We start from the raw sequence: 14,428 nt of genomic DNA, 5'->3' as shown, positions 1-14,428 counted from the left end.
GAATCGCTGTAGTGCTGGGTGTGACCACTCCCGGTGCAGGCGAGGGCAGCCCTGTGCGGGTCATGTGGCATGGCAACTCGGGCGGCACGATGTGCCGGAACCGAGCGAGCGGGAAGGCGTGAAATTGGCACACGGTGGACGGCCGCGGGCGAAACAAGCCCGATCCGCATCGCGAACGATCAAGCAGATCGGGGCAGTCGTCGCACTCGGTATCGGTGCGCTGCTCATGTCGGGCTGTGATGCCCGAACCGCGATGCGATTCGGATGGCCGGCGGGTATCACCCCCGAGGCCAAGAAGATGGGCGATCTGTGGACCTGGTCGGTCATCGCCGCGCTCGTCATGGGCATCATCGTCTGGGGCCTGATCTTCTGGACCATCACCTTCCACCGGCACAAGGCCGGCAAGGACGAGTTCCCCCGTCAGACGGCCTACAACGTGCCGCTCGAGCTCGGCTACACGGCCGTTCCGTTCGTCATCATCGCGGTGCTGTTCTACTTCACCGTCGTCGTCCAGAACGATGTCGAGAAGAAGACTTCCGATCCCAAGGTCATCGTCGATGTGACGGCGTTCCAGTGGAACTGGAAGTTCGGCTATCGCGACGTCACCTTCACCGACGGCAACACGTACAACGGTTTCGAACGCGCGGCTAGCCCCTTCGAACTGCAGACCCGCAACGTGCGGACCGAGCACGGTGAAGAGCATCCGATCCAGGGACCGGCGGGTGGTCGCGACGACGACATCCGCGACTACCTGAAGTTCAACAAGATCGAGACCGTCGGTTCGTCGACGGAGATCCCGATCCTGGTCCTGCCGACAGGCAAGCGCATCGAGTTCGAGATCGCATCGGCCGACGTCATCCACTCGTTCTGGGTGCCGGAGTTCCTGTTCAAACGGGACGTCATGCCGTTCCCCAAGCAGAACCACAGCGACAGCGTCTTCCAGATCCAGAGCATCGATCGCACCGGCGCGTTCGTGGGTCGTTGCGCGGAGATGTGCGGTACCTATCACTCGATGATGAACTTCGAGGTCCGCGCGGTCAGTCCGCAGAAGTTCGACTCCTACATCCGCTACCGCGAGCAGAATCCGACCGCGACCAACGCTCAGGCCCTCGAGTCGATCTGCGAGGTGCCCAAGTCGGTCACGACCGTTCCGTTCAACACGCGTCGCGCGACCAACGGGGACACCCCGAAGGAGCTCGGTGACGCCTCCAACACGTCCCTGCAGGGCTGCACAGTGGGAGCCAACGGATGAAAATCGAAGCCAGGATCTTCGAACTGCTGACCGGATTCTTCTTCATCGCCGGTATTGCCTACACGATCTGCACGGCCTTCTCCAGCAAGGGCGTGGAGTGGGCCGGTGTGACCGCGATGTTCTTCACCGGTGGTCTGACCCTGATCGCCGGGACGTACTTCAGGTTCGTCGCGCGCCGCGTCGAGATCCGTCCCGAGGACTATGAGGATGCCGAAATCGAGGACGGTGCAGGAGAACTCGGATTCTTCAGCCCGCACTCCTGGTGGCCGATCCTGCTTGCGTCCGGCGCCGCGATGTTCGCCATCGGATTCGCGACGGGCAACTTCTGGTTCGCCATCTTCGCTGCGGTCGTGATCATCGGCACCGCTGCCGGTCTCGTGTTCGAGTACCACGTCGGTCCCGAGAAGCACTGACACCACTGCTCGTGAGCAAACGGCCACATCCTCCACGACGGGGGGATGTGGCCGATTGCTGTGGTGGGCTCCGGTGCCGTTCTGTGGACCGATTCCCTTCGGTGAGTCAGTCGCGTCGGTGCGGAGCGTAGACGGGCAGGGCGCGGTACGCGACCCGGAAGGTGGCGTCCTGGTACGACTCACCGACCTCGCCGTCGTGGGCGACGACGACCGGGCCGTCAACCGCTGAGAACGAGAACTCGGGCACCTGCATCTCGTGGAAGAGCGGGGAGCGCTCGAGTCGGCCGGCCACCAGCGACCCGAGAAGTCGGATGCCCGCGAATCGATGCCCGACCTCGAGGATGCGGACGTCGAGAAGGCCGTCGTCGAGCCGTACCCGCCGCGACGGTGCGAAGCCGGACGGCTGATACAGCGAGTTGCCCAGCAAGAACAGTGACGTCTCGATCACCGTGCCGTCGACGCGGATCCGCACCGGACGTGTCCGCCGCAATGTCGCCGTGAGGGCGACTGCCGTCGCGAACGGGCGACTCCACCGGTGTTGCAGTCGACTGCGGGTGCGCACGAAATGCGGATACGCCCCGATGCTAGCGGTGTTCAGGATGACGTGGTCGTCGTTGAGCAGTGCCACATCGACCCGCATGACGTCGCCCGCCGCGAGCGAAGCGACGGTGTCCGCGACCGTCGTGACGCCGAGGTCCTTGGCGAAGTGGTTGTAGGTGCCACCCGGGAAGACGGCGAGGGGCAACCCGGTGTCCAGGGCGACCCGTGCGGCAGCGGCCACGGTACCGTCACCCCCGCCGACGGCGAGGACCTCTGCGCGACCGGCAGCGTCATGGAGCAGGGCCTCGACGTCGTCGTCGGGGCCGAGTTCGACGATCTCCGCGTCGGGGAGCTCGGTGCGTATCGTGTCGATGACCCGCCGACCGTCACCCGATCCCGACGACGGGTTCACCACCGCCACCACACCACCACCGCGAGGCCGTGGGGAAGCGAGGTCACGACTGGCGGGCGGTACGGCGACGCTGTGCTCGGTGATGGGTGGGACGAGGCGGGCGCCGATGACCGCGATGGATGCACCGATTCCGAATCCGGCCAGGACGTCGCCGGGGTAGTGGGCACCCGTGGCCACCCGCGACAGTCCCACCAGGCCGGCGAGGCCGCCGAGTACGAGGCCCGTGGGACCGTTCTCGATGCCTGTCCCGAGTGCGAACGCGGCTGCACTCGCGGAGTGGCCGGACGGCAGCGAGTTCGAGGTGGGTAACCGATGGCCGCGCCGCTGGAGGGGGACAGTGGTCGGTGTCGGCCGCGGCCGGTTGCGGATCCGCTTGGCGACCTGATTGGTGACCAGGCTGGTGACCGCGAGTGTGGCGACACCGCGGGCGGCCGCACGCTGAGCGGTCGGGCGGCCGCTCAGCGCCAACCCGCCTGCGATCGCGAACCACAGTGTGGAGTGGTCGGCCGCCCGCGACAGCGGGCGCATCGTGGCGTCCAGAGCAGGGGAGTCCGATCGTGCGACGGTCTCGAAGATCTCTGCGTCGAGGCTTCCGAGGCCTCGGGTGATCTGTCGTAAACCCGAAGAGTCCCAGCGGGATCGGGATGGTTGTCGTGATCGTCGAGGTGATCTCATCATCTCGATCCTAGTCATGTCGGGGCGAGTGCCCCTGCACAGACGAATCGGCCGCCGTCGCAATAGCGACGGCGGCCGATCCGTGGTCCGGTGAGGCCTGAGCCGATCACTCCAGAGCGTCGCCGCCCTTGGCCTGGAGCTCGCGCAGAGCCTGCTTCTCGGCCTTCTCCGTTTCGTGCTCGCGCTCCACGTTGCGCGCCTGCTGCTCCGGCGGATCCTCGAGGAGGATCGATCCGGTGCCGGGTGCGCCCGCGGAACCCAGTTTGTTCATCCGTTTCGGGAGCGCCGCGCCCTCGTAGGGGAGCGGGATCGGATGGCCGTGGTCGTCGACCGGGCCGAGCGGCTGATGCAGCTCGATGTACTCACCCTGCGGCAGGCGCTTGATGATGCCGGTCTCGATGCCGTGGGCCAGCACCTCGCGGTCGCTGCGCTGCAGTGCGAGTGCCCAGCGATAGGCGATGAAGTACGCGATCGGCGGTACGACGATCAGCCCGATACGTCCCATCCACGTCGTCGCGTTGAGCGAGATGTGGAACTTGAGCGCGATGATGTCGTTCATACAGGACAGCGTCAGGATGATGTAGAACGAGAGCGCCATCGCACCGATCGCGGTGCGCACCGGGACGTCGCGCGGACGTTGCAGCAGGTTGTGATGCGCGTCGTCGCCGGTCAGCCGTTTCTCGATCCACGGATACGAGAACATCAGGCCGAACATGATCGTGATGATCACGACCACCCAGAAGATCGCGGGCACCGTGTAATTGCCCAGGTACAACTCCCAGGCGGGCATGAGTCTCGCCAGGCCGTCCGTCCACATCATGTAGATGTCGGGCTGAGAGCCGGCCGACACGTGTGCCGGGTTGTACGGGCCGAGCACCCAGACCGGGTTGATCTGGAAGATTCCTGCCATCATCGCCAGCACGCCGGTGGTGATGGCGAAGAAGGCGCCCGACTTGACCGCGAACACGGGCAGGATGCGCACGCCGACGACGTTCTTCTCGGTGCGTCCCGGGCCGGGGAACTGGGTGTGCTTCTGGTACCAGACCAGTGCCAGGTGGGCACCGATCAGGGCCAGGATGATGCCCGGGAAGAGCAGTACGTGCATCACATAGAGACGCGGGATGATGATGTCGCCCGGGAACTGGCCGCCGAAGAGCGCCCAATGTATCCAGGTGCCGACCAACGGGATGCCGAGGACGATGCCGCTCATCGCCGCGCGGACGCCGGTACCCGAGAGCAGGTCGTCGGGGAGCGAGTATCCGAAGAAGCCCTCGAACATCGCCAGGATCAGCAGCAGGCAGCCGATGATCCAGTTGGCCTCACGCGGCCGGCGGAACGCGCCGGTGAAGAAGATGCGGGCCATGTGCACGATGATCGACGCCGCGAACAGCAGCGCCGCCCAGTGGTGGATCTGCCGCACGAACAGTCCGCCGCGTACCTCGAACGAGATGTTCAGGGTGGTCTCGTACGCGCGGGTCATCATCACGCCGTTGAGCGGCTGATACGCGCCGTCGTAGACGACCTCCTGCATCGACGGATCGAAGAACAGGGTGAGGTAGACACCGGAGATCAGCAGGATGATGAAGCTGTAGAGCGCGATCTCACCCAGCAGAAACGACCAGTGGGTGGGGAACACCTTGTTGATCTGACGACGGATACCCGGCGACAGGTGGTAGCGCGAGTCGACCTCTTCGGCCTGCGTCGCGAGACGGTCGGCGATGGTCATGATCTACGCTCCCAGAATGCCGGTCCGACAGGTTCGATGTAGTCGCCTGCGGCGACCATGTATCCCTGATTGTTCACCGTGATCGGCAGCTGCGCCAGGGCGCGCGCGGCCGGACCGAAGACCGGCTTCGCGTACTCGAGGGCATCGAACTGCGACTGGTGGCAGGGGCAGAGGATGCGGTTGGTCCGCTGCTCGAAGAGCGAGGTCGGGCAGCCGAGGTGGCTGCAGACCTTGGTGTAGGCGAAGTAGTCGCCGTAGTTGAAGCTCTCCTGGCCCTTGCGCTTGATCGCACGGGCCGCGTCCTCGGGGCGCAGGCGGATCAGCATGACCGGATTGCTCACGTACCGCAGGCCCTCGACCAGCTTGTGGCGGGATTCCTCGGTCTCGCCGTAGCCATCGGAGACACGCCAAGGGAACACGGTCTCCATGCCGCCGGAGTCGAGATCCTCGGGCCGGACCAGGGCGACCTGGTACGGATTACCGGTGTCGCGCCGCAGGAACACCGTCTCGTTCGGATCGTTCGCCGGGTTGTAGATCGGCGACCACCCGGTGTGCCATAGGGGGGCCTTGTCGCCCTGTGCCCACGGGTTCTTGATGATTCCGCCGAGACCGGCGACCAGGCCGGTGAAGGCGAAAGCGCCGAGGCCGAACAGGGCCGACCCGATGATCATCTTGCGGCGCGGGAGCGTCGAGGTGGTCAGCGAATCGTTGAACTCGGCGCCGATCGTCTTCTTGTCGACCTCGGAGGAGCCGCCGTCGTGGCGATCCTGCACCGAGATCTCGGCCGGGATGAACTTCTTGGTGAACAGCACCATGCCGACGCCGATCGACAACACCGAGAGCCCGAAGGTCACGCCGAGCAGGGGGGTGTTGAGCGTGTAGCGCCAGTAGTCGACCGAATCGGGGAGCGCGAACTCCCAGTGATTCCAGATGAAGATGATGAAGCAGGCGAGAGCCGAGATGCCGGCCAGGGTGAACCAGGCGGCGACCTGGCGCTCGGCGCGCTTCTCGACGCCGGTACCCGGCTCCGGGAATCGCTCGGCGCGGTGGATGATCTCCACGCCGTCGAGATTGGTACCGAGTTTGACCAGCTCTTCTTTGCTCATCTGGTCGAGCTCGTCCTGCGACGGGACGTCGTTTCCGCCGGTTGCACTCATGTTCGTGATCCCATCCACATTGCGGCGGCAACGATCGCCACAACTCCGACAACCCACATCACCATGCCCTCGCTGACCGGGCCGAAGCCGCCGATCCCGAGGCCGCCCTGCGGCTTGGACTCGGTGACGTACTTGACGAAGCCGATGATGTCCTTCTTCTCCTCCACCGAGAGCTGGCGGTTGGAGAACTTGGGCATGTTCTGCGGTCCGGTGAGCATGGCCGTGTAGATCTGTTGTTCTTCCACCCCGTCGAGCGTCGGGGCGAACTTGCCCGACGACAGTGCGCCGCCGCGACCGGTGAAGTTGTGGCATGAGGCGCAGTTCAGCCGGAAGAGCTCACTGCCGCGACCGAGGTTCTTGCCGCGCAATGACTCCTGGGCGAGGACGGGCAGCCCGTCCTTCATCTTCACCGAGCCGTCGGGGTTGCGCTCGTAGATGACCTGCGGTCCGCCACCCTCCGACTGGACGTATGCGCCGAGCTGGTCGATCTGCGCCTTGGTGAACTTCGGTGGCTTGCGGATCGCCTGGGCCTCGCCACGTGCGGCGGGCATGCGGCCGGTGGACACCTGGAAGTAAACGGCGGCGTCGCCGACGCCGAGCAGTGCCGGGCCGCGGTCCTGGACACCCTGCAGGTTTGCCCCGTGGCAGGTGATGCAGGACGTCTCGTAGAGCTTCTTGCCGTCGCTGATCAGTGCCGCATTCGACTCGTCGGCGACCGCAACCTGAGGCTTGGGGGTCAGTACCGATGCGAGAACCCCGGCGGCCACCAGACCGACGAGGAGCAGGAGGGCGCCGCTGGCCCGACGGCGCAGTTTGCGTCGTGACTTCGCCTTACGCGCCGAGGTGGCTGCGGACGCCGGGCGTCCGGCCGACGCGACGCCTGCCGTGTCGGTGCTGTGGCCGGCGTCCACGTCGTCGCTATCCGACGGTCGCGGTGGAGATGAACTCATCTGTGACTCTCTACTAAGCGGACGGACTGTTGCTGTTGCAGGGGCTGCCCGGGGGCGGCTACCTGATGAAGTAGATGGTGACGAAGAGACCGATCCAGACGATGTCGACGAAGTGCCAGTAGTAGGACACGACGATGGCCGCGGTGGCCTGGGCCGGCGTGAACTTCGACAGCTTGGTGCGGATCAGCAGGAAGATGAAGGCGACGAGGCCGCCGATGACGTGCAGACCGTGGAATCCGGTCGCCATGTAGAAGACCGAGCCGTATGAGCTCGACGAGATCGTGGTGCCCTCGTGGACCAGGTGGTAGTACTCGTACCCCTGGCCGCAGACGAAGAAGGCGCCCATCAGGAACGTCAGGATGTACCACCGACGCAGCCCGAAGACGTCACCTCGTTCGGCGGCGAACACACCCATCTGGCAGGTCACCGACGACAGGATCAGGACGGTCGTCACCGGGATCGCGAGTGTGAGGTTCAACTCCGTGGGTTCGGGCGGCCAACCGATCGACGAGTTGGCGCGCGCGACGAAGTACATCGCAAAAAGCCCAGCGAAGAACATGAGCTCACTGGACAGCCACACGATGGTGCCGACGCTGACCATGTTGGGCCGGTTCAGCGAGTGCACGCGCGAGGTGATGGCTGTTCCTGAGGTACCTACAGCGCTAGTCACAAAAGGAAGTATGACGGTTCGTAGTAAGCCGTGACCACTTGGGTCACCAAATTGGCGGAACTATTTCTCCCGACCCTGGTGGGGGCACCGTGAAGGCCCTCGTCGGCGTGTCCTGAGACGTGGTTTGCTGGGTGCGTGGACGGCGATCGGAACACCTCTCGGCCATCGGTTTCGGCCCGCTGGGACCTGAACGGACACCCGGTGGATGCGGGTCGGTGGGAACGGATGCGACAGCGGTTGTCGGGACGCGGTTCCGGTGGTGTGCCGCTGGGTGTCGACGACGCCGATCTGATCGTCGTGGCCGAGTCCGACGACGAGACCGCGGCGAGCTCGGCAGTGCTCGACGAGTCCGCGTGGCGGCCGGGTGACGACGTGGTGTTGCGGCACGTTCTGCGGGTACCGGCGTCGCGAGTGGACGACGCCGTCGCGACGGCCGCACTCGACGGGTACGAATGGCTCGACGACGGTCTGGGGCGGACGGTCGCCGGTGGCGCAGACGACACCGTCGTCGTGGTGCTCGGGCGCCGGCAGACGCTCGACGCGATGCATCTGTCCCAGGAACGGTCGCGGATGGCAGGCCTCGGTGCCCGGCACGGCGGCTCGGTGCTCCGATGGCAGGTACTCCAACGACCGGAGGCGCGCCGATGAGCGGCCGCGCACTACCCTTTGCACCGTGAGCACAGAGCCTTCCCGCACCGCGCCGACGTCCCTCACCTGGCCGCAGATCCTGGGTCGCGTCACCGATGGCATCGACCTGACCGTCGACGAGGCCGCCTGGGCGATGAACGAGATCATGAGCGACGCGGCGACCGGAGCGCAGATCGCCGCCTTCGGTGTGGGCGTGAAGATGAAGGGCGCGGCCCCGGCCGAACTGCGCGGTCTGGCGGCCGCCATGCTCGATCACGCCACTCTCGTCGACATTCCGCGTCCCGCGGTCGACGTCGTCGGCACCGGGGGCGACCGCTCGCACACCGTCAACATCTCCACCATGACGTCGATCGTCATCGCCGCCGCCGGGATTCCGGTGGTGAAGCACGGGAACCGGGCGGCATCGTCGAAGAGCGGCGGTGCCGACGTCCTCGAGGCGCTCGGCATCAACATCTCGCTCGGCGCCGCCGACGTCGCGCGATGCGTCGACGAACTCGGCATCGGGTTCTGCTTCGCCCCGGTCTTTCATCCCGCATTCCGGTTCACCGGCCCGCCGCGTAGCCAGATCGGCATCCCGACGGTCTTCAACGTGCTCGGACCGCTCACCAACCCGGCACGGCCGCGAAGCGGTCTGATCGGGTGTGCCTTCGTCGATCTCGCCCCGGTCCTCGCGCAGGCCTTCGCCGATCGGGGGAGTTCGGTGCTCGTCGTCCGCGGCGACGACGGGCTCGACGAACTGACCACCACGACGACCTCGACTGTGTGGCAGGTGGTCGACGGTGCGGTACATCGGCTCACGCTCGACCCGGCCGACCTCGGCGTCGGACGGGTGAAACTCTCTGCGCTGCAGGGGGGCGACGCGACCGCCAACGCGATGATCGCCCGCGGGCTCTTCGCCGGGGAGCGCGGGCCGGTGCGCGATGCGGTGCTCCTGAACGCGGCGGGCGCGATCGTCGCCTTCGAGCAGGAGTCGGCGATGACCACGGCCGAACTGACCGATGCCATGGGTGCCGCCACCGAGCGGGCCGCCGCGGTGCTCGACAGCGGAGACGCGACCCGGTTGCTCGACCGCTGGGGTCGCCTCACCGTGGAGTTGGCCGCCGCCGCGGGCTAGGTCATTCCTCGCCGATGGAGAAGCCGCCCTCGACATCGGAACTGGAATAGCTGCGGAATGCGATGTGGGTCGCACTGTGGGTGACCCCCGGCAGCCGATTGATCTTCCCGGTCACGACGTCGGCGATCTGCTCGTGGTCGCGCACCTTGATCTTCGCGATCAGATCGACGTCACCGGCGCATGAGTAGACCTCCGAGACGCCCGGGATGTCGGCCACGGCCTGCGCGGTCTCCGGGATCTGATGGACGTCGGCGTGAATCAGGACGATGGCGGTGATCATGGGTGTCACAGTAGTGCTCCGGGACCTCGCCGACCGTGCACATCACCCTGCCGATCGGCGGGGTGTGCGTGTGCGGGGTGCGCGGCTAGGGGCCGTCAGCCTGCGCGGCGGGGCGCCTCGCGCGCTGCATGGGCGGTCTGCGACCACGGCAACCACCGCTCGGCGCTCGCCGCCGGCAGGGCGAACGGCTCCGTCGTGGAGACGATCCGGGCGCCGGGTTCGGTGACCCAGCGATAGAGCAGCCCGGCCTCTTCGGGTGGGGCTCCGAGCAACGGCCCGTCGGTCGCGACGACGGTCTCGGCGGACGCGGTCAAGGTCTCGACAACGGCCATCGGGGCGATGCCCCGGCGGGCGACCCCGGCACTGGCCAGCCGACCGTGCCGGATGACGGCGATCTCCCACCCCCGATCGGGATCGGGGCGGGCCACGACGAGTTCGCTGATCGCGCACAGCGCTGCGAGTCGTTGGCAGCGGGCCAAAGCGTCGATCGTCGCGGACACCCGGTCTCGTTGCCGGGCAGCACTTTCGAACATCTGCGCATCGGCGAGTCGGACCAGTCGATCGGTGAGGTCGGTCAGCAGGTGGTCGCGATCGCCTGCCATCAGGTCGCGCACGGCGGAGGCCCGCGGGAGATAGTCGGGGAGGGTCAGCGGGCGTTCCGACGCCGCGTGACACCCTCCGATGCGCGGCCCGCCCGCGGCCTCGGATCGGCACCAGTGGTGTGATGCGGACCCCAATCGCGTTGTGCAGCTGCGTAATCCGGATGACCGGCTGATCATGTCGGCGATCGTCGCCGCGGTCGTGCGGTTGCCGATCGGGCCGATGGCGTCTTCGGTCGGGGTCCGCGAGACCTTCAGCCGCGGGAATCGTTCGCCGGTCAGCACGATCCACCAACCGCGGTGCGGTTGGGTCGACCGCCGGTTGTAGGCGGGCGCATGCGCGGCCAGGAGCCGCAGCTCACGCACGCCGGCCTCGAGGGCGTGCGCACACTCGACGTGGTCGATCCGGGTGGCCAGATTCACCATCTCGCCGATGCGTCGGCGGGGGTCGCTGCCGGTGAAGTACGACATGACCCGGCGCCGCAGGTCGACGGCGGTGCCCACGTACAACACCTCCTCCGACGGACCGCGGAAGAGATAGACACCGGGCCGCGACGGCAGGTCCCGCGCCAGGGTGCGTTTGGCGCGCAACCGGGGATTCGATCGCGGCAGATAGGCGGTCAGTTCGCGGTAGGTGTCGACGCCCTGATTGCCGACCCGTTCGAGGAGGTGATGGAACACCTCGACCGTCGCGCGCGCATCGTCGAGGGCACGGTGGGTCGGCCGCGTCGAGACGTCGAAGAGATCGGCGAGAGCGGACAACCGGACGGTGGGGGCCTCATCGCGTGTCAGGATGCGACGGGCCATGGTCACCGTGCACAGGCTGGCGGTGAACGGCCAGTCGATCCCCAGTCGCGCCGCGTTCTGTCGGAGGAAACCCATGTCGAATCGGGCGTTGTGGGCCACCAGGATCGAGCCGCGGGCGAACTCCACGAACGAGGGCAGCACTGCACCGATCATCGGCGCGTCGCTGACCATCGCCTCGGTGATGCCGGTGAGCGTGACGATCTGCGGGGGGATGGGCAGCCCGGGATCCACCAGCGTCGCGAACTCGCCGATGACCTCACCGCCGCGGATCTTCACCGCGCCGATCTCGGTGATCCCATCGTCGGTCGGACTGCCTCCCGTCGTCTCGAGGTCCACGACGACGAGCGTGGTGTCGAACAGTGAGCGATCGGGCCGGAATCCGTCGTCGTCGTTGTCGTCCAGATCGGCGAAGGTGAGTTGTCCGCCGTCCGTCTGCCCCCTGAGCACCACGCTCCGAACACTAGTTCGACGTTACGACAGATTCTGATGTGACAGGCGGGGAAATTGAGTTCGACCGGTGATCGGGCCGGATCTGTCGGTGGCCGTCCCTAGTGTCCATCACGTGTGGCGCACGGAGCCGAGTCAGGCGATTTCGGCCCGTCGACATACCCAGAGCACGCGATTGAGATGGAGATCACACATGTACATCGACTGCCAGTCCTGCCCGGGTCGTCCCGTCGCCTGCGACGGCTGCATGATGCAAGTGCTGTTCGACGCCCCCAACTGCGAAAACCCCACTGCCGAAGGTGGAGGAAAGGTTACGAGATCGGGGGTGCCGGGAGACGCCGACATCGACGCCGCGATCGGTGTTTTCGAGGCCGCTGCAATGGTCTCCAGTGCCGCTGCAGTATCTGCAAGAAATGGGAAAACCGCAGATGGCGGCGTGGTTTCCGGTCGGCAACTCCGTATTCTGCGCGCTGGTTGAGCGCACGCGCCAATTCAGGCCCGAAAGGGTCGGTGGACAGACCCGCATCGGATTTCGTAACCTTTCCGAGACCTTTGCAGAGCGTCCCGCTCCAACAGGAGTGGTCTGGATCGGTCACCGCTCAATCGCCACAGGCGAACCGGGGAACCATCAGTTTTCGGAGTGATCCGAATCGGGGTGAATCGCGCATGCCCGGCGACGTTTTCGACGTCGTCGCGACACGTGTGTAGGGCCATTCTTCCGGCCCGAACCCGACAGCTAACTCGGTCGGCGGTCGAAGGGAGAGCAAGGAGAGATCGCTTCGTGGCGAAACATCGTTTGGAACAGCCCAACCGCGGCACCAAGGTAGCCAAGCGCGCGGTGGTTGCAGGGTCGATCACCGTCGGCTCGCTCGCCGCTGTCGCGGGACCGGCGCTCGCAGCGCCGATACACGTGCCCAATGTCGGCACATTCGAACTTCCTGGGGTCGATACCAAGCAGGTCCCCCAGCAATTCCAGGAGCACAAGGCGGCGCCTGCCCCCAAGGCAGCTCCGGTCACTCCCGCAGCCCAGTCGCCCGGTGCGAGTGTCTCCGTTCCGAATCTGGGTACCTTCACCGTGCCCGGTCTGAACGACAACCAGATCCCGCAGCAGTTCAAGCCCAAGGGTGACGACGGCGGCTTCCTGGGTGCGAAGCCGACGGCGGCCCAGAAGGCCGTGCGGGTCGCGGAGAGCAAGATCGGTGCGCCGTACGTCTACGGTTCGGCCGGTCCGAACGCCTTCGACTGCTCGGGTCTCGTCTACTACTCGTACAAGCAGGCAGGCAAGACCATCCCGCGCGACAGCTATGGGCAGCTCGGTGGCGGCACGCCGGTGGCGTCGATCGCAGCCGCCAAGCCCGGCGACGTGCTGATCTTCGACGGCGGCGGCCACGCAGGCATGTACATCGGCAACGGAACCTTCGTCCATGCGTCGACCGCCGGAGTGCCGGTCAAGAAGGACAAGGTCTCCAACTGGTCGGTGACCGGCATCCGGCGCTACTGAGCGTCGGTCACCGATGAGGATGTGAACTCGTTTGGGCGGATCACGTGGAATGCGTGATCCGCCCAAACAAATCACCTGGCCTGACAGGAACGGTCCATCCGGATCGCCGTCAGGGCACGTGATCGGGGGGACAGTGGCGGAGGAGAAGTGACAACCGTGGTTTCCGGATGGTGGACCGCACGGGCGCGGGCTGTGCCAGTGATACTCGTCGCCGCGGTGATGGCGCTCGTGGTGTCCTCCGGCCAATTCGCTGCGACGGTTGGTGCCGGTGACGCCTCGGCAGCGCCGGTCCGGTCGCCGAATCAGCTGCTCACCCAATACAAAAAGCTCAGCGACGACGCCGAGAAGTCGGCGGAGGCGATGCACAACGCGCAGATCGAGTACGACAAGCAGCGACGCATCGTGGCCGACTCGAAGAAGGCGTCGACCGACGCCGACCGCACGCTCGTCGTTACGCAGAAGCGTCTCGAGAGCTATCAGGGTCGTGTCGACTCGATCGTCCGTGCGAGTTACAAGGGCGCCCGGGTCAATCGTCTGTACGCCGTGCTGGTCAGCGATTCACCCCAGTCGTTGCTCGACCAGATGTCGGGTCTGGAATTGATCTCGCGTCAGGCGGCCACCGACCTCAAGGGCCTCAAGGACGCTCGCCGGAACACGTTGGCGGCGAAGGCCTCCGCGGACAAGACCGCGACCGAGGCGACCGCTGCCGTGGCCTCGGCCGAGAAGACACGTGGTGAGCTGCAGGCGAAGCAGGCGAATCTGCAGCTGCAGGCCGTGCAGATCCGTGCGGTGTACGAATCCATGACCGGCAAGCAGCTGGCGGCCCTGCGTGGCCCGAAGTTCGATTTCGATCCGCGGTTCGTGCCGAGGGGCACGTCTGCCGCGCTCGTCGCGGTGCAGGCCGCGCTGAGCCGGATCGGTGATCCGTACGTGTGGGGGGCCACCGGACCCGATTCGTTCGACTGCTCGGGCCTCATGGTGTGGGCCTACGAGCAGGCGGGCAAGACGCTGCCGCGTTCCAGCGAGGCGCAGAACAGTTCCGGACAGGCGGTCGATCGTAATGACCTGCGCCCCGGCGATCTGATCATCTATTACTCGGACGCCCACCATGTCGGCATGTATGTCGGCGACGGATACGTGATCCACGCATCCACGTTCGGTGTTCCCGTGAAGGTCGTGCCGATCGACGAGGCGGGACCGTTCAGCGCGGCTCGCCGGTACTGAGTGGCGTGCCGTG

General features: G+C 66.2%; 14 protein-coding genes and 1 riboswitch. Of the genes, 7 read left to right on the top strand and 7 right to left on the bottom strand.

The window, feature by feature from the left end; all coding sequences use genetic code 11:
• The first annotated feature begins 178 nt into the window (after positions 1 to 178).
• Both OVA31_RS01015 and OVA31_RS01010 read left to right on the top strand, forming a co-directional pair.
• Entirely contained in the window at positions 179 to 1,252 is a 1,074-nt protein-coding gene (locus tag OVA31_RS01015) for a cytochrome c oxidase subunit II (RefSeq protein WP_267631356.1), read from the top strand.
• On the top strand, positions 1,249 to 1,665 hold the full coding sequence (locus tag OVA31_RS01010) for a cytochrome c oxidase subunit 4 (protein ID WP_267629293.1): 417 nt from the start codon (positions 1,249 to 1,251) through the stop codon (positions 1,663 to 1,665). The genes OVA31_RS01015 and OVA31_RS01010 overlap by 4 nt, the downstream gene beginning before the upstream one ends.
• Before the next feature lie 106 nt (positions 1,666 to 1,771).
• On the opposite strand, the gene OVA31_RS01005 is transcribed toward OVA31_RS01010, so the two are convergent.
• From OVA31_RS01005 to OVA31_RS00985, 5 genes are all read right to left on the bottom strand, one after another.
• Positions 1,772 to 3,292 (bottom strand): bifunctional phosphatase PAP2/diacylglycerol kinase family protein, encoded by a 1,521-nt coding sequence (locus OVA31_RS01005; protein ID WP_267629292.1) that lies wholly within the window; start codon positions 3,290 to 3,292, stop codon positions 1,772 to 1,774.
• A gap of 106 nt (positions 3,293 to 3,398) precedes the next feature.
• Positions 3,399 to 5,018, bottom strand: coding sequence for a cytochrome b (locus tag OVA31_RS01000; RefSeq protein WP_267629291.1), 1,620 nt, complete (start codon positions 5,016 to 5,018; stop codon positions 3,399 to 3,401).
• Positions 5,015 to 6,175, bottom strand: a complete 1,161-nt coding sequence (locus tag OVA31_RS00995; RefSeq protein WP_190265440.1) for a ubiquinol-cytochrome c reductase iron-sulfur subunit — start codon at positions 6,173 to 6,175, stop codon at positions 5,015 to 5,017. Before OVA31_RS00995 ends, OVA31_RS01000 begins: the two co-directional genes overlap by 4 nt.
• Positions 6,172 to 7,125, bottom strand: coding sequence for a cytochrome c (locus tag OVA31_RS00990; RefSeq protein WP_267629290.1), 954 nt, complete (start codon positions 7,123 to 7,125; stop codon positions 6,172 to 6,174). The genes OVA31_RS00995 and OVA31_RS00990 overlap by 4 nt, the downstream gene beginning before the upstream one ends.
• Positions 7,126 to 7,183: 58 nt before the next feature.
• Positions 7,184 to 7,795 (bottom strand): cytochrome c oxidase subunit 3, encoded by a 612-nt coding sequence (locus tag OVA31_RS00985; RefSeq protein WP_190265438.1) that lies wholly within the window; start codon positions 7,793 to 7,795, stop codon positions 7,184 to 7,186.
• A gap of 201 nt (positions 7,796 to 7,996) precedes the next feature.
• On the opposite strand from OVA31_RS00985, the gene OVA31_RS00980 reads away from it, so the two are divergent.
• Both OVA31_RS00980 and trpD read left to right on the top strand, forming a co-directional pair.
• Positions 7,997 to 8,443, top strand: coding sequence for a hypothetical protein (locus OVA31_RS00980; protein WP_324290164.1), 447 nt, complete (start codon positions 7,997 to 7,999; stop codon positions 8,441 to 8,443).
• A 25-nt stretch (positions 8,444 to 8,468) separates the two neighbouring features.
• A complete protein-coding gene (gene trpD, locus OVA31_RS00975) occupies positions 8,469 to 9,557 on the top strand; it encodes an anthranilate phosphoribosyltransferase (RefSeq protein WP_267629289.1) in 1,089 nt (362 codons plus the stop codon).
• 1 nt (position 9,558) lies between these two features.
• Here trpD and OVA31_RS00970 read toward each other — a convergent pair whose 3' ends face one another.
• Both OVA31_RS00970 and OVA31_RS00965 read right to left on the bottom strand, forming a co-directional pair.
• Positions 9,559 to 9,837 (bottom strand): Lrp/AsnC family transcriptional regulator, encoded by a 279-nt coding sequence (locus OVA31_RS00970; protein ID WP_164309253.1) that lies wholly within the window; start codon positions 9,835 to 9,837, stop codon positions 9,559 to 9,561.
• Between the two features lie 95 nt (positions 9,838 to 9,932).
• Positions 9,933 to 11,693: a DEDD exonuclease domain-containing protein gene (locus tag OVA31_RS00965; protein ID WP_267629288.1), complete on the bottom strand. Its 1,761-nt coding sequence runs from the start codon at positions 11,691 to 11,693 to the stop codon at positions 9,933 to 9,935.
• A gap of 190 nt (positions 11,694 to 11,883) precedes the next feature.
• Here OVA31_RS00965 and OVA31_RS00960 point away from each other — a divergent pair, with 190 nt between their 5' ends.
• The 3 genes from OVA31_RS00960 (at position 11,884) to OVA31_RS00950 (ending at position 14,415) form a co-directional block, all read left to right on the top strand.
• Entirely contained in the window at positions 11,884 to 12,168 is a 285-nt protein-coding gene (locus tag OVA31_RS00960; RefSeq protein ID WP_267629287.1) for a hypothetical protein, read from the top strand.
• 108 nt (positions 12,169 to 12,276) lie between these two features.
• A riboswitch (cyclic di-AMP (ydaO/yuaA leader) is annotated at positions 12,277 to 12,457 on the top strand.
• Positions 12,458 to 12,471: 14 nt separating this feature from the next.
• Positions 12,472 to 13,191, top strand: a complete 720-nt coding sequence (locus OVA31_RS00955) for a C40 family peptidase (protein WP_267629286.1) — start codon at positions 12,472 to 12,474, stop codon at positions 13,189 to 13,191.
• Between the two features lie 219 nt (positions 13,192 to 13,410).
• Entirely contained in the window at positions 13,411 to 14,415 is a 1,005-nt protein-coding gene (locus OVA31_RS00950; RefSeq protein WP_267631354.1) for a C40 family peptidase, read from the top strand.
• Positions 14,416 to 14,428: the final 13 nt, after the last annotated feature.

The sequence above is a fragment of the Gordonia sp. SL306 genome (genome assembly GCF_026625785.1).
Taxonomy (GTDB): Bacteria; Actinomycetota; Actinomycetes; order Mycobacteriales; family Mycobacteriaceae; genus Gordonia.
The sequence above is the reverse complement of the archived record's forward strand: the minus strand, read 5'-3'. Positions and strand labels throughout refer to the sequence as shown.